This window comes from Kribbella swartbergensis, from assembly GCF_054784135.1.
Map to the genome: position 1 here is coordinate 678,997 of NZ_BAAGPM010000017.1, position 18,858 is coordinate 697,854.

19 protein-coding genes and 1 tRNA gene are annotated in these 18,858 nt (G+C 69.4%); 13 read left to right on the forward strand and 7 right to left on the reverse strand.

Features of this window, described 5'->3' with window-relative positions; all coding sequences use genetic code 11:
• The first annotated feature begins 29 nt into the window (after positions 1-29).
• Both ACYVOK_RS15125 and ACYVOK_RS15130 read left to right on the forward strand, forming a co-directional pair.
• Positions 30-1,526: an aldehyde dehydrogenase family protein gene (locus tag ACYVOK_RS15125; protein WP_460663025.1), complete on the forward strand. Its 1,497-nt coding sequence runs from the start codon at positions 30-32 to the stop codon at positions 1,524-1,526.
• 375 nt (positions 1,527-1,901) lie between these two features.
• On the forward strand, positions 1,902-7,673 hold the full coding sequence (locus ACYVOK_RS15130) for a LamG-like jellyroll fold domain-containing protein (RefSeq protein WP_460663026.1): 5,772 nt from the start codon (positions 1,902-1,904) through the stop codon (positions 7,671-7,673).
• Positions 7,674-7,797: 124 nt separating this feature from the next.
• On the opposite strand, the gene ACYVOK_RS15135 is transcribed toward ACYVOK_RS15130, so the two are convergent.
• On the reverse strand, positions 7,798-8,022 hold the full coding sequence (locus tag ACYVOK_RS15135; RefSeq protein WP_460663027.1) for a tautomerase family protein: 225 nt from the start codon (positions 8,020-8,022) through the stop codon (positions 7,798-7,800).
• Between the two features lie 225 nt (positions 8,023-8,247).
• Between ACYVOK_RS15135 and ACYVOK_RS15140 the strand changes: the two genes are divergently transcribed.
• The 3 genes from ACYVOK_RS15140 to ACYVOK_RS15150 all read left to right on the forward strand — a co-directional run bounded on the left by ACYVOK_RS15140 (position 8,248) and on the right by ACYVOK_RS15150 (position 11,075).
• Positions 8,248-9,057 carry a YcnI family copper-binding membrane protein gene (locus tag ACYVOK_RS15140; RefSeq protein ID WP_460663028.1) on the forward strand — a complete coding sequence of 270 codons (810 nt, stop codon included), beginning with the start codon at positions 8,248-8,250 and terminating at the stop codon, positions 9,055-9,057.
• Positions 9,054-10,730 (forward strand): copper resistance CopC/CopD family protein, encoded by a 1,677-nt coding sequence (locus ACYVOK_RS15145; RefSeq protein WP_460663029.1) that lies wholly within the window; start codon positions 9,054-9,056, stop codon positions 10,728-10,730. The genes ACYVOK_RS15140 and ACYVOK_RS15145 overlap by 4 nt, the downstream gene beginning before the upstream one ends.
• An 81-nt stretch (positions 10,731-10,811) precedes the next feature.
• Complete coding sequence (locus tag ACYVOK_RS15150) at positions 10,812-11,075, forward strand: hypothetical protein (RefSeq protein ID WP_460663030.1); 264 nt, start codon at positions 10,812-10,814, stop codon at positions 11,073-11,075.
• Here the strand turns inward: ACYVOK_RS15150 and ACYVOK_RS15155 are convergent.
• Positions 11,057-11,142, reverse strand: a tRNA-Leu gene (locus tag ACYVOK_RS15155). The genes ACYVOK_RS15150 and ACYVOK_RS15155 overlap by 19 nt on opposite strands.
• A gap of 188 nt (positions 11,143-11,330) precedes the next feature.
• On the opposite strand from ACYVOK_RS15155, the gene ACYVOK_RS15160 reads away from it, so the two are divergent.
• Positions 11,331-11,819 (forward strand): VOC family protein, encoded by a 489-nt coding sequence (locus tag ACYVOK_RS15160; RefSeq protein ID WP_460663031.1) that lies wholly within the window; start codon positions 11,331-11,333, stop codon positions 11,817-11,819.
• On the opposite strand, the gene ACYVOK_RS15165 is transcribed toward ACYVOK_RS15160, so the two are convergent.
• The 3 genes from ACYVOK_RS15165 to ACYVOK_RS15175 are packed head-to-tail and all read right to left on the reverse strand — an operon-like array spanning position 11,806 to position 13,308.
• Entirely contained in the window at positions 11,806-12,486 is a 681-nt protein-coding gene (locus tag ACYVOK_RS15165) for an endonuclease V (protein WP_460663032.1), read from the reverse strand. The genes ACYVOK_RS15160 and ACYVOK_RS15165 overlap by 14 nt on opposite strands.
• Positions 12,461-13,081, reverse strand: coding sequence for a dienelactone hydrolase family protein (locus ACYVOK_RS15170; protein ID WP_460663033.1), 621 nt, complete (start codon positions 13,079-13,081; stop codon positions 12,461-12,463). Before ACYVOK_RS15170 ends, ACYVOK_RS15165 begins: the two co-directional genes overlap by 26 nt.
• Positions 13,078-13,308 carry a hypothetical protein gene (locus tag ACYVOK_RS15175; RefSeq protein WP_460663034.1) on the reverse strand — a complete coding sequence of 77 codons (231 nt, stop codon included), beginning with the start codon at positions 13,306-13,308 and terminating at the stop codon, positions 13,078-13,080. The genes ACYVOK_RS15170 and ACYVOK_RS15175 overlap by 4 nt, the downstream gene beginning before the upstream one ends.
• A 56-nt stretch (positions 13,309-13,364) precedes the next feature.
• Between ACYVOK_RS15175 and ACYVOK_RS15180 the strand changes: the two genes are divergently transcribed.
• The 4 genes from ACYVOK_RS15180 to ACYVOK_RS15195 all read left to right on the forward strand — a co-directional run bounded on the left by ACYVOK_RS15180 (position 13,365) and on the right by ACYVOK_RS15195 (position 15,390).
• Entirely contained in the window at positions 13,365-14,696 is a 1,332-nt protein-coding gene (locus tag ACYVOK_RS15180) for a M20/M25/M40 family metallo-hydrolase (RefSeq protein ID WP_460663035.1), read from the forward strand.
• 88 nt (positions 14,697-14,784) lie between these two features.
• The gene (locus ACYVOK_RS15185; RefSeq protein WP_460663036.1) at positions 14,785-14,982 is read left to right on the forward strand and encodes a hypothetical protein; all 198 of its coding nucleotides are present in this window, start codon (positions 14,785-14,787) and stop codon (positions 14,980-14,982) included.
• A 3-nt stretch (positions 14,983-14,985) separates the two neighbouring features.
• Positions 14,986-15,120: a hypothetical protein gene (locus ACYVOK_RS15190; RefSeq protein WP_460663037.1), complete on the forward strand. Its 135-nt coding sequence runs from the start codon at positions 14,986-14,988 to the stop codon at positions 15,118-15,120.
• Between the two features lie 6 nt (positions 15,121-15,126).
• Entirely contained in the window at positions 15,127-15,390 is a 264-nt protein-coding gene (locus tag ACYVOK_RS15195) for a PIN domain-containing protein (protein WP_460663076.1), read from the forward strand.
• 40 nt (positions 15,391-15,430) lie between these two features.
• On the opposite strand, the gene ACYVOK_RS15200 is transcribed toward ACYVOK_RS15195, so the two are convergent.
• Together ACYVOK_RS15200 and ACYVOK_RS15205 are read right to left on the reverse strand one after the other, a co-directional pair.
• A complete protein-coding gene (locus tag ACYVOK_RS15200) occupies positions 15,431-15,700 on the reverse strand; it encodes a DUF1876 domain-containing protein (protein ID WP_460663038.1) in 270 nt (89 codons plus the stop codon).
• Between the two features lie 57 nt (positions 15,701-15,757).
• Entirely contained in the window at positions 15,758-16,618 is an 861-nt protein-coding gene (locus ACYVOK_RS15205) for a LysR family transcriptional regulator (protein WP_460663039.1), read from the reverse strand.
• A 73-nt stretch (positions 16,619-16,691) separates the two neighbouring features.
• On the opposite strand from ACYVOK_RS15205, the gene ACYVOK_RS15210 reads away from it, so the two are divergent.
• The 3 genes from ACYVOK_RS15210 to ACYVOK_RS15220 all read left to right on the forward strand — a co-directional run bounded on the left by ACYVOK_RS15210 (position 16,692) and on the right by ACYVOK_RS15220 (position 18,851).
• Positions 16,692-17,912: an MFS transporter gene (locus ACYVOK_RS15210; protein ID WP_460663040.1), complete on the forward strand. Its 1,221-nt coding sequence runs from the start codon at positions 16,692-16,694 to the stop codon at positions 17,910-17,912.
• A gap of 99 nt (positions 17,913-18,011) precedes the next feature.
• Positions 18,012-18,371 carry a hypothetical protein gene (locus ACYVOK_RS15215; protein WP_460663041.1) on the forward strand — a complete coding sequence of 120 codons (360 nt, stop codon included), beginning with the start codon at positions 18,012-18,014 and terminating at the stop codon, positions 18,369-18,371.
• Between the two features lie 54 nt (positions 18,372-18,425).
• Positions 18,426-18,851, forward strand: coding sequence for an ester cyclase (locus ACYVOK_RS15220; protein ID WP_460663042.1), 426 nt, complete (start codon positions 18,426-18,428; stop codon positions 18,849-18,851).
• Positions 18,852-18,858: the final 7 nt, after the last annotated feature.

Sequence of the window (18,858 nt, forward strand, 5' to 3'; positions counted from 1 at the left end):
TTCTCAGCCCACACCTACGGAAGGCCACCATGCCGCACGAGAACTCCGCCCTCTTGCCCGCCGTCCGCTCGTTCCTGTCCTCGCCCAAGCAGCTGCTCATCGACGGCGAATGGGTGGACGCGAAGGACGGCCGGACCTTCGCCACCGTCAACCCGTCCACCGAGGAGGTGCTCGTCCAGGTCGCGCAGGCGTCGGCCGTCGACGTCGACCGCGCCGTGGTGGCGGCTCGCACCGCGTTCGAGTCGCCCTCACCGTGGTCGAAGATGACGCCGCGCGACCGCTCCCATCTGCTGTGGCGCATCGGTGACCTGATCGAGGCCCACGCCGACGAACTGGCCCAACTGGAGGCCCTCGACAACGGCAAGCGCGTCGAGGCGGCCCGCGACGGCGACGTCGCGACCTCCGCCGAGCTGTTCCGCTACTTCGCGGGATGGGCGACCAAGGTGGAGGGCACGACCATCCCGATGTCGGTGCCTGGCCGAGATTTCCACGCCTACACCCGCCGCGAGCCGGTCGGCGTGGTCGCGGGCATCGTGCCGTGGAACTTTCCCTTGCTGATGGCCTGCTTCAAGATCGTGCCGGCCATCACGGCCGGCAACACCGTCATCCTCAAGCCTGCCGAGCAGACCCCGCTGACCGCACTCCGCCTCGGCGAGCTTCTGCTCGAGGCCGGCGTGCCCGCCGGCGTCGTCAACGTCGTTCCCGGCTTCGGTGACACCGGTGCCGCGCTCGTCGACCACCACGGTGTCGACAAGGTCGCCTTCACCGGCAGCACGGAGGTCGGCAAGAAGATCGCCGCCGCTGCCTCGGGCAATCTCAAGAAGGTCTCCCTCGAGCTCGGCGGCAAGGCCCCCAACATCATCTTCAACGACGCGGACCTCGACGCCGCCGTCGCCGGTGCGGTGCTGGGTGGCTACTTCAACGAGGGCCAGTGCTGCGTCAACGGCTCCCGCCTCTACGTCCAGCGCGACGTCTTCGACCAGGTCGTCGAGGGCGTGGCCGCGGCCGCGCGCGCCATCAAGGTGGGCGACGGATTCGATCCGGGCTCGGACATGGGTCCGCTGGTCTCCCAGGAGCAGCACGAGAAGGTGCTGGGCTACATCCGCGGAGCGGTGCAGGAGGGCGCTGTTCTCAGCGCGGGTAGTGCCGATGCCGTCGGTGACCGTGGGTACTTCGTCGCGCCGACACTCATCACCTCTGTCACCGAGCAGATGGCCGTGCAGACCGACGAGATCTTCGGTCCCGTCGTGACCGCGGTCCCGTTCGACACCGAGGACGAGGTCGTCGCGGCCGCCAACAACACGGTCTACGGCCTCGCGGCCGGAGTCTGGTCCAAGGACCTCGGCACCGCGCACCGCGTCGGCGCCCGACTGCGTGCCGGCACGGTGTGGCTCAACACCTGGCACGCTGATGACGTCACCCTGCCGCGCGGTGGCTTCAAGCAATCCGGCTGGGGCCGCGAGCTCGGATCGTTCGGCCTGGACGACTACACCGAACTCAAGACCGTCATCGCCGAACTGCGCTGAGCCCCATCACCGGAATCGCCGACCCGCGCTGAACACCACCGGAGTCCTCCGGGGGCACCGGGTCGGCCCAGTCGCCGTCCTCGACGATCCGCCGCCCGTGGACCGAGGGCGGCCCAGGTCGCGGTCGGGCTGCCCGTCGCGGGGAGGCCACCTTGCAGAGACCGGGCTGGTGCCTCAGCGCGCCCGGCGACCACCTCAGCTCCCGGGTGACCGTGGGGCAGCCTGCCCGGAACAGATTCGCATATATGAACGATCTTCCACTCTCGTTCACAAGCCTGGACTGAGTTCTTGACTCTGTGTGGTGCACGTCATACGTTCAGGCCCAGCAGAGGCCCGGCCCTCGCCTGCCACGTAGCCGAACCCCAAGGTGACCCCATGACCGTGACCAGCAGATCAGCCCCCGTGCCACTCGGCGCACGCTTCCATCGATTGTTCGCGGGGGCGTTCGCCCGCGTCGTCGCAGTGCTCGTCGCCCTGGCGTTCGCCGCCGGTTCGGCAGCCTCGGCGGCCGCCAACGCCCCGGCCCCGGCCGCGGCCGCCGCTGACGGACAGCTCAACATCCTGTTGTTCTACAAGCCCAACTTCCACGCCTCGCACGTGCAGGCGCGGCAGGCCGTCCGGGACCTGGTCACCGAGCTCGGCACGCAGTACGGCCAGCCCGTGGACATCCAGGAGACCGACGACCCGGCGGCCTTCACCACCGAGAATCTCGCCACCCGCGACGCCGTGGTCTTCGCGCAGACGGGCGGTGTGCTCTTCAACGCGGAACAGCGCACCGCGCTCGAGGCCTACATCCGCGGCGGCGGCGGCTACCTGGGCCTGCACTACACCGGTTGGTCAGTCGGCCAGAGCGAGCACGACGTCAACCCGTTCTACGCCCGCCTCGTCGGTGCCGTCTCCGAGGGGCACCCGGAGAACCCCGCCATCCGGCCGGGCCGGGTGGTCGTGAAGGACTCCAGCCACCCCCTGACACAGGGTCTGCAGGCCGAGTTCACCCGCAGCGACGAGTGGTACGACTGGGTCGTCAACCCGGCTCCCCACGTCCGCACCCTGCTCGAGGTCGACGAGACGTCGTACGGCATGGGTCGCCAGGGCACCTCGCACCCGATCACCTGGTGCCAGGAGATCGACGCCGGCCGGTCGTGGTACACCGGGATGGGTCACGAGGGCACGGCGTACGCCGAGGCACCCATCCGCACGCAGATGAAGAACGGCCTCGCGTACGCCGCCGGACTGCTGCCCGCGGACTGCTCGCCGCCGGTGAAGGACAAGGCCGGCGCCTGGAGCGGCGTGACGCCGTGGCCGTTGATGCCGATCAACATGGCGCTGACGTCCGACGGCAGGGTGCAGTCCTTCGGCAGCGTCGGAGGTTGGGGCAACGACACCACGCCGTACGACTGGACCGGCAACAGCTCGATCACCCAGGGCGGCCAGATGGAGGTCGACGTCTGGGACCCAGCCGAGCCGAGGACCCTGGCGAACCTCCGCAACGGCATCCTTCCGAACACCACCTATACGGACCTGTTCTGCTCCATGCAGGTGCAGAGCCCACACAATCACTCCACGATGACGGTCGGCGGTGACGACGGCCTGGGGGGCAACGCCCCGAACGACGGCGCCATCGGCGTCACCAGCTACTCCACCAACAACGGGCTGCAGAACGAGGCGCCCATGAACTACCCGCGGTGGTACCCGACCGGCACCACCATGCCCAACGGCGACATCGTCGTCCAGGGTGGCAGCCTCCGCGGCGGGCCGGGCGGACCCGGCGTACTTACCCCGGAGATCTACACCCCGGACAAGGGCTCCGGCTGGAAGACGCTCGACGGTGCCAGGAGCCCGGTGGCGTACGGCGACGGCGGGGCCGACCACCCCGGTGCGGACGAGAACCGCTGGTGGTACCCGCGCGCGTTCGTCGCGCCGGGCAGCGGCAACCTGTTCAACATCAGCGGGACGCAGATGTTCGAGCTCGACCCGTACGGAAACAACGGTGCCGGCCAGCTGACCCTGCGCGGCACGCTGCCGGCCGGCATCGCCAACCAGGGCGCGAACGGTAACCCGGTCGGTGCGACGTCCACGGCAACGATGTACCGCCCCGGCAAGATCCTCCAGGTCGGCGGCGGCTGGTGGGCCAACGGCGGCGGCCCGGCCGGCGCTCGGGCCGGCTTCACGGTCGACATCACCGGTGGCACCGCGAACCCGGTCATCGCGGCGACCGAGCCGATGAAGTACCAGCGCCACTGGGCGACCTCGACGGTCCTCCCCGACGGCGACGTGCTCGTGACGGGCGGCGGCCGCGAGAACAACGGCAACGGCGGATACGTCACGAACGCCGAGATCTGGGACCCCGAAACGGGTGACTGGACCGAGGTCGCCCTGCCGCACGAGCACGCTCGTCTCTACCACTCCACGGCCCTGCTCCTGCCCGACGGTCGCGTGATGATCGGCGGCGGCGGTGCTCCCGGTCCGCGGAACTACACGGACGTGGAGTACTACTCCCCGTCGTACCTCTTCGACGGCAACGAGCCGGCCGAGCGTCCGGTGATCACCACCGCGCCCAAGACGATCGGCTACAACGGCGACTTCCAGATCGCCACGTCCAGCACCGTCTCGCGCGTCACGCTGGTCCGCAACGGCTCGGTGACCCACGGCTTCAACAACGATCAGAACTTCCAGGACCTGAAGTTCAGCCAGGCTGGCGGAACGGTGACCATCACGTCTCCGGCCGACGGCACGTACGCGCCCCCCGGTGCCTACATGCTGTTCGTCTTCGACGCCGACGGCACCCCGTCGGTCGCCAAGATCGTGGACATCGACCCCAAGGTGAAGATGGACCAGCGGACCCCGCAGGTCGTCGACCAGTTCGAGTACCCGCGCCTGCCCATCGACTGGCGGGGCGGCAACCCGGCCCCGGTCGTCGACGTTGCCCCGGGCAACGCCCGGATGACTCCGTGGACGATCAAGAGCCAGGTCCAGCTCGTGCGCGGCACCGTTGCCGGCCAGGGTGGCCTCGGTCTCACCGGCTACCACCTCGGCCTCGGCACCTCGGGAAGTCTCGAGCGCACGCTCAAGGGCCTCGACCCCGGGCGTGAGTACCGGATCTCGCTGCGCTACGCCCGCGACAGCCGGTCAGCTGCCGGGGCGGGCCCAGCGACGGCCGCCCTGTCGATCGGTGACCTGAACGCCACCCTCACCGCTACGACGGACCTGCCCTCGACAGGCGCCTTCGGCACGTACGTCGGATCCTTCACGGCCGCGGCCCGTTCGCAGACGCTCAGCCTGAAGGCCCCGGGAACCGGCGCCGGCCTGATGATCGACAACCTCGTGATCATCGGTGTGGACCCGGGAGCGTCCGACGTCCCCATCCACTACGAGTTCGAGGAGGGCCAGGGCCCGACGGCCGCCAACACCGGCGACGCCGGCGGGGTCGGGGCCGCGGTCCTCACCGGCACCACCGGCTGGTCCGACAACGGCGTCTTCGGCAAGGCGATCAACCTGCCGGGCGGCAGCAACGCCAACGCGGTGGACCTGCCGGACAACCTGCTCCAAGGTGCGGCGGACTTCACCACCGCGTTCTGGGTGCGCCCCGACACGAAGAACGACTGGGTCGGTCTGTTCCACCTCGGCGACGGGCTCGGCGACGCCGGAAGCTTCTTCCAGATCCAGATGCAGACCCAGGCGGCAGGAAACACCGGCCTCGCGGCCACTTTCAAGGCGAAGGGCAACGCTCTCCAGGAGCGTGTCTACGCCAGTCCCACCAAGGACGTGGCCGCCAACCAGTGGAACCACGTGGCCTTCACCCGTCAAGGCGCGGTCGGCACGCTGTACCTGAACGGCGAGGCGATCGCGACCCGCAACGACCTGACGATCGACATGACCGACATCGGTCCGACGGCCAACAACTGGCTGGGTCGCAACGGCTTCCCGGACCCGGCGTTCGACGGTCTGATGGACGACGTCCGGCTCTACACGTCCACGCTGACCGCGGCAGATGTGGCTGCGATGTACGCCGCCGGTTCGGCGCTGCGCACGACGACGACCGTCAAGATCGAGCCGGTCTCGCCGTCGCCGTTCGCCCAGCCGGTGACGGTCTCGGCGGCCATCGCCGACGAGGCGGGCGCCAAAGCCAAGGGCACGGCCCAGCTGTGGGTCGACGGTTCCAGCGTCGGCTCGACCGTCGACGTGGTCGATGGAGCCGTGTCGTTCCCCGCGCTCACGCTGTCCCCGGGAGCGCACCAGATCGAGGTCCGCTTCGTCGCGGCCGAGGGCTGGCGCGACTCGTCGGCCACGGTGACGCATACGGTCGAGCGGCCACCGCCGGGCGTGGGTGTCCCGATCCACTACACGTTCAACGAGGGCCAGGGCACCTCTGCCGCCAATACGGGCAACGATCCGTCGATCGGCGCAGCGACCCTCGAGGGCGCGACGTCCTGGGCTTCCGGCGGCCGGTTCGGCAACGCGGTGTCGCTGCCGGGCGGTGCCGCGGGCTCGGGCAACCAGGTCCGGCTCCCGGACAACATCCAGGCCGGCATGGACGAGGAGTTCACCGTGTCGGTGTGGGCGCGTCCGGACGCGCTTCCGAACTGGGTGCCGCTGGTCCAGATCGGCAGCAGCACGGACACGTTCTTCCTGCTCCAGTCGTCCACGCAGGCTGCCGGGGCAACCGGGTTCGCGGCCACGTTCAAGGCACCCGGCAATCCGGTGCAGGAACGGCTGACTCTCGGTGCGGGCAACGACCTGCCGCTGAACGAGTGGACGCACGTCGTGTTCACGATGAGCGGCTCGACCGGCAAGATCTACTTCAACGGCAAGCTGCAGGCCACCCGCACCGACTTCACCGTCGGCATCGGTGACATCGGCGTAGGTGGCAACACCACGGCCAACCTCATCGGTGGGACGAGCTGGCCGGATCCACGATTCGACGGTCTGGTCGACGACTTCCGGATGTACGGCTACGAACTCAGCGCCGAACAGGTCGCGGAGCTCCACGCGGGTCCGGTGAACGCCGCCCCAGTAGGGGCAGCCGATGCCTACGGCACCGTGGAGGACAAGGTCCTCACGGTCAACGCGCCCGGTGTGCTCGCCAACGACACGGACGCAGACGGCGACACCCTGACCGCGGGCGGTCTCACCCAGCCGGCCAATGGCGCGGTCGTGCTGGCGGCCAACGGGTCCTTCACCTACACCCCCAAGTCCGGGTTCTCGGGCACGGACACCTTCACTTACCGAGCCTCCGACGGGACCGCCGCCTCGGCGCCGACGACGGTGACCATCACTGTGGAGGCGGGTGAGGAGCCGCCGGACAACACCGCCCCGGTCGCAGGCGAAGACGCTTACGAGGCCGTCGAGGGACAGCCCCTCGTACTGCCGGCACCAGGCGTCCTGGCGAACGACACCGATGCGGATGGCGATGTCCTCACGGCCATCGGTGCCACCCAGCCCATCAACGGCAGGGTGACGCTGGCTGCTGACGGCTCGCTCACCTACACGCCCGACGCCGGCTTCACCGGCAAGGACGTCTTCACCTACCGCGCAGACGACGGGGAAGACGTGTCCACCCCGACGAAGGTGACCATCACGGTGAAGGGCGGTTTGGCAACCACCGCCGTGGCCGGAGTCGCACTACCGACGACGTACGGCACGTCAGGCACCGTGTCGGTGGCAGTTTCGCCGACGGAGGCCACCGGGACGGTCAAGCTGTTGCAGGGGACAACTGTCCTGGCAACGGCCGCGGTCGCCGACGGGAAGGGGACGCTGGTGTTGCCCGCCAAGGCACTCCTGCCCGGGACGTACGACCTGACCCTGCGGTACGGCGGGGACGCCGCCCACCAGCCCTCCTCGTCGACGGTGGAGGTGGTCGTGACGAAGGTGGTTCCGACCATGGAGGTCACCGCGACGAAGCTGCCCGGCAACCGGGCGCAGATCACGGTGCAGCTGTCGGCCGCCGGCGACGTACCGGTGACCGGCGAGGTCAGAGTGAGGATCGAGGGTGGCGCGACGCTCGTCGGCACCGTCAGCGACGGCCGAGCGGTGTTCGAGTGGCCGAGGATCCCCAAGGGAGGCCAGTTGACGCTGGCGGTGGACTACCTAGGGAGTGACCTGGTCGAGGGGGTGAACGCGGAGCTCACCGTCAAGGTGAGCAGGTAGCAACGACACGGGCCCGGGGGAGTCCCCGGGCCCGTGTCGTGTGCCGGCTGCGTCGTCTGTTGGCGTATGCGTGTGCTGCTGTGTCGTCCTGCTGGCGTGTGGGTGTGTCGGCTGCGTCGCCTGGTCAGCTTTTGTCCAGTGCGGCCACCACCGCAGCGCGGGTGTCGTCCTCGCTGGCGAGCACGCCGCCGTTGGCGACAATGTCGGGCGTGATCTCGTTGAAGACCATGCGAACGTCCTGGCGCCGGGCGCCGAGGATCTCGACCGCACTGTCGGCCACCGCCTGGGCAAAGGCTCGGCGCTGCTCCAGAGACCGGCCGGCGAGCAGTTCGACGGTGATGTTGGGCATGGCGGCCCTTTCTTCTCGCAGTCATCCACAATGGCGACCTGGGTTCACTGATGTGAACGCCACGGTATCGCGCCGTCTTGGGCTGCCGCAATGGTCGACGCTGGGCGAGTTCGCATTCTTGACAACGATTCGACCCGCTGATTCACTCCCGGATATTCGCTATTTCGTACGACGTTCACATGAGTGAACTGCGTCGTCCGCCCCCAACCACACGAGGATGCAGACATGCGGCGTGAACGTGCGCGGTCCCCCCGGATGCAGGGCCACGAGCGCGACGCCCGTCCGGATCGGATGCGGTTGCGGGCGCGGGCGCGGTCGCGGTCGCGGCGGGTCGTGCTCGCCGGCGCCGCTGCCCTGGTCGTCGGTTCGGTTGGCCTCGCCGTCCCAGCGAGCGCCCACGTCATCGTCACTCCGTCCACGACGGCCGCAGGCGCCACTGCCGTCCTCGAGTTCAGCGTCGGGCACGGCTGCGAGGACTCGCCGACCACCAAGATCGCCATCCAGATGCCGGCCGAAATCACCTCGGTTACCCCCACCCGTACGGCGCTGTGGAAGATCGAGAAGAAGACCGAGAAGCTCGACCCACCCGTGGTCGATGCCCACGGCAACAAGATCGTGGAGCGGGTCGCGTCGGTCACCTTCAGCACCGACACCCCACTCCCGGACGGTCACCGCGACGTCTTCGAGCTCGCGGTACGGCTACCCGACACCGAAGGCGCCAAGCTCGTGTTCCCGACCATCCAGACCTGCGAGCAGGGGGAGTCGGCCTGGATCGAGGTCCCGCAGGACGGGCAGGACATCAAGGAACTCGAGTTGCCCGCACCCGGTTTCGTGGTCTCCGGGGAAGGGGAGGGCGGCCACCACGGGGCGACCTCCGCCGCATCGACCACCGGCGACTCGCGCTCCGACGAGGCACCTGATGCAGCGCCGGAGTCGAACGGTGGCAAGGCCCTGACGCTCGCCGCGCTGGTTGCCGGCGTGCTCGGCTCCGTCCTCGGTGGTGCGGCGTTCGTTCGGCAGCGCCGCCGGACATGATCGGCCCGCGACCGCGACGACGCGGAGCGGCCGCGTTCCTGCTCCTGGCGTTGGTCACCGCAATGCTGTTCGGCCTCGCGCAGCCGGCGAGCGCGCATGCCAACCTCGTCAGCACCAATCCGGCCGAAGGTGCGGTCCTCCAAGTTGCACCCAAGCAGGTCCGGTTCACGTTCGACGAGGCGGTGCGCGGCGTACCGGACGGTGTTCAGGTCTTCGACTCCCGTGGTGGGCTGGTCGAGGCGTCTGCGACCGTCAAGGGCGCCGAGCTCGAGGTCGGCCTGTCCGGACCGCTGGGCAACGGTACGACCGTGATCGTCTGGCGGGTCATCTCCGAGGACGGGCATCCCATCGGCGGCTCGCTCACCTTCTCGGTCGGCGCGCCCACCGCCGGCGTCACTCCATCTCCGAGCGACTCCGGCGGCACCCCGGACGTCCCCTGGGCGTTGACGCTTGCCCGCTGGGTGGGGTACCTCGGCCTCTTCCTCGCGACCGGGCTCGTCGCCTTCGCCGCGCTGTTCCTGCCCGCCGACCGGCAGGTCGACCGCGCACGGCGCCGTTTGGCCGTCCTTGCGCGTGGCGCCGCTGCCGCCGCGGTCGTGGCGTGGCTGGCAACACTGCCGCTCACCGCGATCTACCTGCTCGACGGCGGGCCGAGCTCGCTCACCCGCGGCAGAACGTGGTCCTCGTTGCCGCTGACCGAGTACGCCGTACCCGCGAGCGTCGTCGGCGGGTTGGTGCTGGCCGTGGCCTTGCTCGGTCGCGGGGTGGCTCCGCAGCAGCGACGTGTCGCTGCTGCCGTGGCGGCCACGGTCACGGTCGTGGCCCCCGCGCTGACCGGGCACACCCGCGCGGCGAGTCCGGAGGTCCTGGTCATCGGTGTCGATATGCTCCACCTGCTCGCGGGCAGCATCTGGCTCGGCGGACTGGCCGCGTTGGCCCTGACGTTGGCTGACCTCTCAGGTCGCGGCGCCGTCGCGGCCAACGTGCTCGCACGGTTCTCCGCCGTAGCGGCCGGTGTGCTCGCCGCCCTGGTCGCCACCGGCTCTGTGCTGGCATGGCGGATCCTCATGTCCTGGAGCGCGCTCCTCGACACGACGTACGGAAAGCTGCTCCTGGTCAAGATCGGCATCGTGCTGGTCGCAGTCGCCATCGCGGCCTGGAACAGGTGGTCGCTCGTGCCACGGCTCAAGCGGCCCACCAAGCAGCGCGACCGGCGAGTGCACTCCCGACCGGTGGTGCGTGCCACCGCGATCGAGGGTGCGGTTCTCGTCACCGCCCTGCTCGTCACCGGCTTCCTCGTCGACAAGAGTCCCGAGAGCGAGCCGGCGTCGGCGAGCACGGCGGCCAAGACCGAACCCGGCACCCGCACGACGACGCTGGGCGACATCCAGGTGCGGGCCACCCTCACACCCCTCAGCCGGGGGCCCAACACCGTCACCATCCAGCTGAGCTCGGCGGGCGGTGAACCCACCGAGGGTGTCGCGCCGCCGGTGGTGCGTCTGTCCTCCGACCGGGTGGCGCTGGGCGCCGTCCCGCTGACGCAGGTGTCACCCGGCCTCTACACGGCGCAGGTCGTGCTGCCGGCGCCCGGCACGTGGCGAATGCAGGTCTCACTGCGGGTCAGCGAATTCGCCAACCCCGTCAGCGACCTGGAGTTCATCACCAAAGGATGACCTCGCGGCACGGAGCGACTTCGGCGAGCACTCGACGCCGGTTGGGATCCGGCAGAACTGCGCGAGCAGTACAACGCGGCAGTGGCGGAGAAGCGTTCCGCCGAGCAGGCACTGGCGACGACGGAGAACGACCAAGGGATCAGTCGGGAGGAACTCGAGTCACTCATCGATCGGCTGGGAGACATGGCCCAGGCGCTCGATCGGGCCGACCGTGAGCAACTCGCTGAGCTGTACGCCGCGATGCGGCTGACTCTGAGGTACGACCACGTCGAGAAGACTGTCGACGTGGAGGTCGACCCGCTGGCCGACCGTGTGGATAAGTTGCGTGTCCGAGGGGGGACTTGAACCCCCACGCCCCGCGAAGGGCACTAGCACCTCAAGCTAGCGCGTCTGCCTATTCCGCCACCCGGACGAGTGGTCTGACCGCTCCGGGTGGGCCGGAGTGGTGCTGACCGGAGAACAGTAGCAAACACCACGGGTGGAATTCACATCGGGGGCTGGCGGGGGTCTGGCGGGCTGACTCGGCGGCTTCCCGGGGCGTAGTTTGAGATTCAAGCGCCGCTGGGGCGAGGGTGAGGGCGCGATCCGAGGGGGAGTGGCATGACCGATATCGACCTGTCCGCGATCGAGGCTGAGCGGGAGCGGATCAGGGCGACGTACCTCGGGGAGGGTACGGCGTCCTCGGCGCGGGGGTTGCACCATGTGGCGGTGTTGTGTGCGGATGTGGAGCGGACCGTGCGGTTCTACCAGGGGGTGCTCGGGTTTCCGTTGACGGAGATCGTCGGCAATCGGGACTACGAGGGGTCGAACCACTTCTTCTTCGACATCGGCAACGGCAACCTGCTGGCGTTCTTCGACTTCCCGGGTCTCGATCTCGGTCCGTACGCCGAGGTGCTCGGCGGGCTGCACCACCTGGCGATCTCGGTCGAGCCGGAGCGGTGGGAGCAGTTGAAGGCGAACCTCGACGAGGCCGGCGTGGAGTACCTGGAGGAGAGCGGTACGTCGGTCTACTTCCGCGACCCGGACGGCACCCGGGTCGAGCTGATCTCCGACCCGCTGGGCGAGATGTACGGCCTCAAGGTCCTCTGAGAGGTTCCCGGAGCAGCCGGGCGGCCTGACGCGCCCTCCGCAACGGCTCGGGCGTCCGGTGCCCGGCGAGCGACCGGGACACGACGTCGACGGCTGTGGTGACGTCGGTCCGCCACCCGGGATGAACGACGAGCGGCCGGGTGCCGCGTCTGGTGCGCAGCCAGCTTGCGACCTGCTCCGCTCCGGCGTACAGCGGCGACGTCGCGCCCGGTACGTCAGGCGGCCAGTCACCTGACGCGGTGAGCGGGCGGTGAGTGACGCCGACAGTAGGCAGCTCGAGTACGGCGCCCAGGTGCAAGGCTAGCCCTGCACCTCGGGGATGGTCGCGTCCGGTGCCGTCGAGAAGCAGTACGTCCGGCGACGGTGTGAGGCGTCGTACGACGTCCTCCAGCAGCGGACCGAGACGGAGAGCCAGCAGACCGGGGACGTAGGAGGCCGACGCCTGCCCGACGAGCACCTGACGCCCGGCGACGCGGCGACCGTCCATGACAACGGCGGCGGCCCACGCCGGATCACCGGCCGAGCCCACGCCCGACAGACCCCGGGGGAAGCAGACCCAGACGCCACCGACGAGCAACCTGGATGGAGGAACCCACTCCGCCGGGGTCGCCCTGGCGAGCGAGTGCTGTGACGAGACGAGGTCAGCCGGCGTGGTCGGCCAACTCATGGAGGAACCAGTCGCGGGCGAGGTCGGCCACGTCCTCGAGTGCGCCGGGCTCGGGGAACAGATGGGTGGCACCGGCGATGACCTCGAGGCGGTTCACGCAGCGCAGTTGCCGCTGGGACCGGCGATTCAACTCGAGTACGTCGGAGTCGCGCTCGCCCACGATCAGCAAGGTCGGCGCTGTCACGTCGGGAAGGCGTGGCCCGGCCAGGTCGACCCGCCCGCCGCGCGAGACGACCGCACCGACGTCGGCGTCGCCGCCGGCGGACCACAACGCCGCGGCTCCGCCGGTGCTGGCGCCGAAGTAGGCGACCGGGCCGAATCGGTCGCCGGCCCAGTCACGGGCGGCCGTCAACCGGTCGGCGAGCAGCGGGATGTCGAAGACGTTCCTGCGGTCGGCGGCCTCCTCGGCCGTCAACAGGTCGAAGAGCAGCGTGGCCAGACCAGCGTTGTCGAGGACCTGGGCGACGTACCGGTTGCGCGGGCTGTGGCGGCTGCTGTCGCTGCCGTGGGCGAAGATGACCAGGCCGCTCGCGGGTGAGGGCACGCCCAGCTCGCCGGGGAGTTCGACGCCGGGCGGCTCGATGGTGACCTTCATGACGGGGTTTTGCCGTCAGGGGCAGGGTGTTCGACCAGGGCGATCACCCGGGTGGTGATGAAGCGGGCGGTGCGGACGGGGGTGCCGCTGCGGGTGACCTCGACGACCTCCGTGAGGTTCCGGCTGGTGTTGATCTCGACCCGGCGGCCGGCCTTGGTCGCAGTGATCTCGTACGTCGACACGCCGCTGCCGGTGTCGACGACGATCTCCACCCGGTCGCCCTTCACACTTGTCCGATACCCGGCGGGTCGGATGTCATGCGGGGGTGGGGGAGGATGGGCCCATGACTTCTCCGACGACCAGTGACAGTACGGCGTACGCCCCTGACGCCGAGGTGGTGGAGCTCTGCAGCGAGCTGATCCGGATCGACACCACCAACTACGGCAACGGCAAGAGCAACGGTGAGCGGGTCGCGGCCGAGTACGTCGCGGCGAAGCTGGACGAGGTGGGGATCGAGTCCACCATCTACGAGTCGGAGCCGGGCCGGGCCACACTGGTGGCGCACTGGGAGGGTGAGGACCAGTCGGCCGACCCGCTGCTGGTGCACGGGCACCTGGACGTCGTGCCGGCCGACCCGAAGGACTGGAAGGTGGACCCGTTCGCCGGGGAGATCTTCGACGGGTGCGTGTGGGGCCGCGGCGCGGTCGACATGAAGGACTTCGACGCGATGGTGCTGTCGGTGGTCCGGGCCCGGCAGCGGGCGGGGGCGAAGCCGCGGCGGCCGGTCCGGCTGGTGTTCACCGCGGACGAGGAGGCCGGCGGTGTGTACGGCGCCCAGTGGCTGATCAACAACCACCCGGACACCGTCGCCGACTGCACCGAGGGGATCGGCGAGGTGGGCGGATTCTCGGTCACCGTGAAGGACGACCTGCGGCTGTACCTGATCGAGACCGCCGAGAAGGGCATGAGCTGGATGCGGCTCAAGGCTCGCGGTACGGCGGGCCACGGGTCGATGGTGAACAACGACAACGCGGTCACCAACCTGGTCGAGGCGGTGACCCGGATCGGTGCGCACGAGTGGCCGCTGCGGATCACGCCGACGGTCCGGGAGTTCCTGAAGACGCTGGAGGACGTGCTCGAGGTCGAGCTGGATCCGGAGGACATGACCGAGACGCTGGCGAAGCTGGGCAGCTTCAGCCGGATGTTCGGCGCGACGATCCGGAACACGGCCAACCCGACGATGCTGAACGCCGGTTACAAGGTGAACGTCATCCCCGGTGACGCCGAGGCGCACATCGACGGCCGCTTCCTGCCCGGGTACGAGGACGAGTTCTTCGCCACCATCGACGAGTTGATCGGCGACAAGGTGCAGCGGGAGGCCGTGGTCGAGGACATCGCGCTGGAGACCGAGTTCAGCGGGGGTCTGGTCGAGGCGATGAAGGCCTGTCTGGCGGCCGAGGACCCGCAGAGCCGGACCGCGCCGCTGTTGATGTCGGGCGGTACGGACGCCAAGTCGTGGAGCCGGCTCGGGGTTCGCTGCTTCGGGTTCGTGCCGCTGCAGCTGCCGCCGGACCTGGACTTCATGGGCATGTTCCACGGCATCGACGAGCGCGTCCCGACGAGCGCCCTCGAGTTCGGCTCCCGCGTCCTCGACCGTTTCCTCGACGAGGCCTGACTGGCGTAGCGCGCTTGGGCGTATGCCCATGGTGCTTGCTCAGCTCGTCGAGCCTTACACTGAGTCACAGGCAACTGAGGAGGTCTCGATGAGCACAGACAAGGCGGATCAGCCCGGCGCTCCGCTCGTTCGGCCCCAGCTCTCGCTCTCGGAGTTGCTGGCGGCCAAGAACACCGCGCCGATTCGCTCGCTCGACGACCTGGCTGCCGACACCTTCCAGTCGGACGAGGAGCTTGAAGAGTTCCTGGCATTCACCCATGCCGAGCGTCATCGCGAGATCGCCTGACCGGTGCAGCCAGTCATCCTCGACACCGACGTTGCTTCGCTCCTCCACAAGAGGAAGCTGACCGGCCCGTTGACCACGCGGCTGATCGGCCGCCAGCCGCTCATCACCTTCGTGACGCTGGGCGAACTCACCAAGTGAACGGAGATCCGTCACTGGGGCGCGAGCAGCAGGCAGGCGCTGGCGGATTGGCTGTCAGGAATCCCGGTTCTTCCGGGTGACGACTCCGTGGCGACCATGTGGGGCCGGCTGTCGGCCGCCGGTGTCGAGCGGGGGCGGCCGAGGCCGGTGAATGACATGTGGATAGCTGCGTGTTGCCTGACCTACGACCTTCCTCTGGCCACCTTGAACCTGAAGGACTTCGAGGACTTCAGGGCCTTCCACGGCCTACGGATCCTGGGGGCGGACTAGCCGGACGTCCCTATTTCTCGGGATACGCGGCGTGCTGTGATCAGCTGCGGAGGTGGGCCGGGCGGTGGGTGATTTCCTCGATGTCCTGGGCGGCTGCGAGGACCAGGCGGTGCGCCAATTCCGACAGCGCCCGGGCCGCCGCGAGTTCGTCGCCGATCTGCGGTACCTCGACATCGTTCGGGTGCCGGTACGCCGTACCGCGGCCGGCGATCTGTTCTCCGTCCGTCCGCAGCCGCGCCTCGGCGTGCGTCGTCCGCTGGTCCTCGAGCTCGTCGATCGTGATGTCGACCGTCCACTGCCGCACCGTCATCGGACTCACCTCATCTGCTAGCAGCTCTACCTTGAGCGTCGTACCGGAAGCCCTGGCTCACAAGAGGTTGAGGGTGGTGCGCAGGTTCGGGAGGTGCTCGATCAATGCCTTGGGCGGGGTCGGGGTCGTGACCAGGGAGAGCGTGAGCCGGTAGCGTAAGGGGGCCGGCACGAGGCGCTCGCCGGGGCGGAGCTCGGTGGCGAGTGCGCTGCGCGGCACCAGGGCCAGTTGGGTACGGCGCCGGGCCATGGCGACTGTGGTGCCGAGGGTGACGCCGCGGCGGGGTACGGCGCCGTGGGCGACCAGGCGGGCGTGGATCTCCTCGGCGCCGCGGTCGTAGGTCGAGAACGGGATCGACCGGTCCTTCAGCGGCTGCTTGCCCCGGCCCGGCAACGTCGCGCCGGGTGGAACGAACAGGACGAGTTCGTCCCGGCCGACGCGGCGCGCGACGGTGCCGCGGGGGAGCGTCATCTGGTCCGCGATGGCGATGAAGGCGGCGTCCATCGTGCCCTCGGCGACCCGTTCGACCAGGAAGTGGCCGTGGTCGACCTGCTGCTGGATGTCCAGGTCGGGCAGGTCCGCGTCGAGGATCGGGAACAGGATGGGCGCCAGGCTGGCGAAGGATCCGATCACCAGCCGGTGACCGGCGGCCGCCTGGCGGGTGGCGGCGTACACCTCCTCGAGGTGGCCGAGGATGTGGTCGGCCCGGCGGCCGAGTTCGGCGCCGGCCGGGGTCGGGCGGGCGCCGCGGGTGTCGCGTTCGAAGAGCCTGGTGCCGCACATGCGTTCCAGCCGGGCCAGCCGCTGCGAGGCGGACGGCTGCGAGATGCGCAGTTCGCGGGCCGCGGTGCCGACCGATCCGGTCCGGCCGATCGCCTGCACGAGCCGCAGGTCCTCGACCGATGGTAATGAGGCCATAGCTTCAGCCTATGGCAACCACCAAGGGTCTGCCGGCTACCCGGCCGGCTCGGCAACTCCAAGAATCAAGGACATGAGAGCTCGGAGCGAGGCGCTCGCACTGCTGGCGGGTGGCGCCGCGGCGGACCTGGCGTTCCGCATCGCGCAGGTTGCCTTGCCGCTGGTGATCCTCGACGAGACGGGCTCTGTCGCGGCCACCGGGCTGGTCGGCGGTGCATCCGGCGTACCCGTGCTGCTGTCGCCCTGGTGGGCCAGGAAGGCTCGGCAGTGGGTCGACTCGGGTCCACGCCTTGCCGTGGTCGCAGCCTTTACCGCAATCGCACTGGCCACTGTGCCGACCGCAGCCGCGCTAGGACGGCTCACACCCGAGTTGCTGGTCGTCAGCGGACTGCTGCTCGGGTGCGGCGAGGCTCTGTCGAACCCAGGGCGGTCAGCACTGCTGGCGGACACCGGAGACCGGTGGGGCGAGGGCAAGGCCGTCGTACTGCTCACCTGGCAGGACGGGCTGCGGAGGATCGGCATGATGGTCGGTCCGGTGATCGGAGCGTTCGCGGTGTCGACAGGCTTCACCAACGGCTTGCTGTGGGTGGAGTCGGTCACGGTCGTGGCAGCGGGGCTTCTGGCGTGCACTGTCAAGGCAGAGCGCGCTCCGGAGGGTACTGCGACCCCTTCGATCCGTGCGAGCCTCAAGGGCCGTCCTGACGTGCTCTACGGATGGATAGCCCGCGGGACCGGATGCGTGACCTGGTTCGCCTTCACGCTCGGCCTGTCGGTGATCGGTGCGCAGCGCGGTGAGCCGGGCGTCTACCTGGCCGCAGGCATGACCGGGTACGGCGTCGGGTCCATCATCGGTACGGCGATTTCCCTGGCGGTCGTACGCCGTCTCCCACCGGTACCGCTGGCAGCCGTCTCGTGGGCCTGCATGGGACTGTGCTGGGCAGGCATGGGCCTGTGGACGACGCTACCGGCGATCGCCGTACTGGGCGCTGTCTCGGGTGTGACCGTCGTACTGGGCATCGCCGCGATCTCCGTCCTCATCACCCAGTCCTCTCAAGGAGCCGAGCGCCGGGCGCTGCTGTCCGGGCAGACGGTGGTCGTCAACGCCGGGAGCTCGGCCGGGATGCTCGCCGGCGGACCGATCATCGCGGCGGCCGGCGCCGAGCCCACGTTGATCGGAGCCGGTCTGCTGACCACCGGCGTCGCGCTGATAATCCTGGTGATCCGCCGCCCCGGACGGTGCCAGACTGCTGACCATGCCGGAGATCGTGATCACGACCTTGGCCGAGCGGCCTGAGTACCGCGAGAAGCTGTACGACTTCGCCGACGCCTGGCCGGAGTTCATGCACAAAACGACCCGATCGGCCGCGGGTTGTCGCACGATCTGCTGGCGGCGATGCGGCAGGCGGTGAAGGCGAAGGGGCACAGCACGTTGTTCGCACCGGTGCGCCCGAACGGCAAGGCCGACGCCACGATGCCGATGACGGAGTACGTCGAGCAGGTCAGACCGGACGGGCTCCCGGTGGATCCGTGGCTCCGCGTCCACGTGAAGGCGGGCGGTGAGATCGTGCAGGTGGCGCCGCGGTCGATGGTGATCGCGGGTTCACTCGCCGAGTGGAGGAAGTGGACCGGCCTGCCGTTCGACCGGTCCGGCGACGTGATCGTCCCGAAGGCGCTCGTCCCGGTGCACGTCGACGTTGCGCACGACCACGCCGTCTACGTCGAGCCCGATGTCTGGGTCAGCCAGGACCTGTGAAACCCCAACTAGTTGGGGTGGCCGGGCCGGTCGTCCGGCGGGAGCGTCGGTGGCATGAGTACGACGGAACGCAACAAGGCCACTGTCCGCGACCTGATCGAGGGACTGTTCACCAAAGGCGACCCCGGCGCGGTCGACACCTACCTCGCCGAGGACTTCGTCAACCACGACCCGCCGTTCGGGGTCACGCCGGATCGGGAGGGGATGCGGGTCGCCGGAGCGATGATGCGCGCGGCGTTCCCGGACTGGCACAGCGAGGTGCACGAACTGGTTGCCGAGGGCGACATCGTGGTGGAGCGGTTCACCGCGAGCGGCACGCATCGCGGTGAGCTGATGGGGATCGCGCCCACCGGAAAGGCCGTCAGCCTGCCCGGGATCAACATGTTCCGGCTCCGCGACGGCCTGGTGGCCGAGCGCTGGGGACGCCTAAACGAACTCGGGTTCCTCCGGCAACTGGGCGTCGTACCGGATCAGCCGTAGCATCACG

Bases quoted from the DNA above. Each gene is read 5' to 3' on its own strand.
- ACYVOK_RS15125 (WP_460663025.1), top strand. From the start codon at position 30: ATGCCGCACGAGAACTCCGCCCTCTTGCCCGCCGTCCGCTCGTTCCTG.
- ACYVOK_RS15130 (WP_460663026.1), top strand. From the start codon at position 1,902: ATGACCGTGACCAGCAGATCAGCCCCCGTGCCACTCGGCGCACGCTTC.
- ACYVOK_RS15135 (WP_460663027.1), bottom strand. From the start codon at position 8,022: ATGCCCAACATCACCGTCGAACTGCTCGCCGGCCGGTCTCTGGAGCAG.
- ACYVOK_RS15140 (WP_460663028.1), top strand. From the start codon at position 8,248: ATGCGGCGTGAACGTGCGCGGTCCCCCCGGATGCAGGGCCACGAGCGC.
- ACYVOK_RS15145 (WP_460663029.1), top strand. From the start codon at position 9,054: ATGATCGGCCCGCGACCGCGACGACGCGGAGCGGCCGCGTTCCTGCTC.
- ACYVOK_RS15160 (WP_460663031.1), top strand. From the start codon at position 11,331: ATGACCGATATCGACCTGTCCGCGATCGAGGCTGAGCGGGAGCGGATC.
- ACYVOK_RS15165 (WP_460663032.1), bottom strand. From the start codon at position 12,486: ATGAGTTGGCCGACCACGCCGGCTGACCTCGTCTCGTCACAGCACTCG.
- ACYVOK_RS15170 (WP_460663033.1), bottom strand. From the start codon at position 13,081: ATGAAGGTCACCATCGAGCCGCCCGGCGTCGAACTCCCCGGCGAGCTG.
- ACYVOK_RS15180 (WP_460663035.1), top strand. From the start codon at position 13,365: ATGACTTCTCCGACGACCAGTGACAGTACGGCGTACGCCCCTGACGCC.
- ACYVOK_RS15185 (WP_460663036.1), top strand. From the start codon at position 14,785: ATGAGCACAGACAAGGCGGATCAGCCCGGCGCTCCGCTCGTTCGGCCC.
- ACYVOK_RS15200 (WP_460663038.1), bottom strand. From the start codon at position 15,700: ATGACGGTGCGGCAGTGGACGGTCGACATCACGATCGACGAGCTCGAG.
- ACYVOK_RS15205 (WP_460663039.1), bottom strand. From the start codon at position 16,618: ATGGCCTCATTACCATCGGTCGAGGACCTGCGGCTCGTGCAGGCGATC.
- ACYVOK_RS15210 (WP_460663040.1), top strand. From the start codon at position 16,692: ATGAGAGCTCGGAGCGAGGCGCTCGCACTGCTGGCGGGTGGCGCCGCG.
- ACYVOK_RS15215 (WP_460663041.1), top strand. From the start codon at position 18,012: ATGCGGCAGGCGGTGAAGGCGAAGGGGCACAGCACGTTGTTCGCACCG.
- ACYVOK_RS15220 (WP_460663042.1), top strand. From the start codon at position 18,426: ATGAGTACGACGGAACGCAACAAGGCCACTGTCCGCGACCTGATCGAG.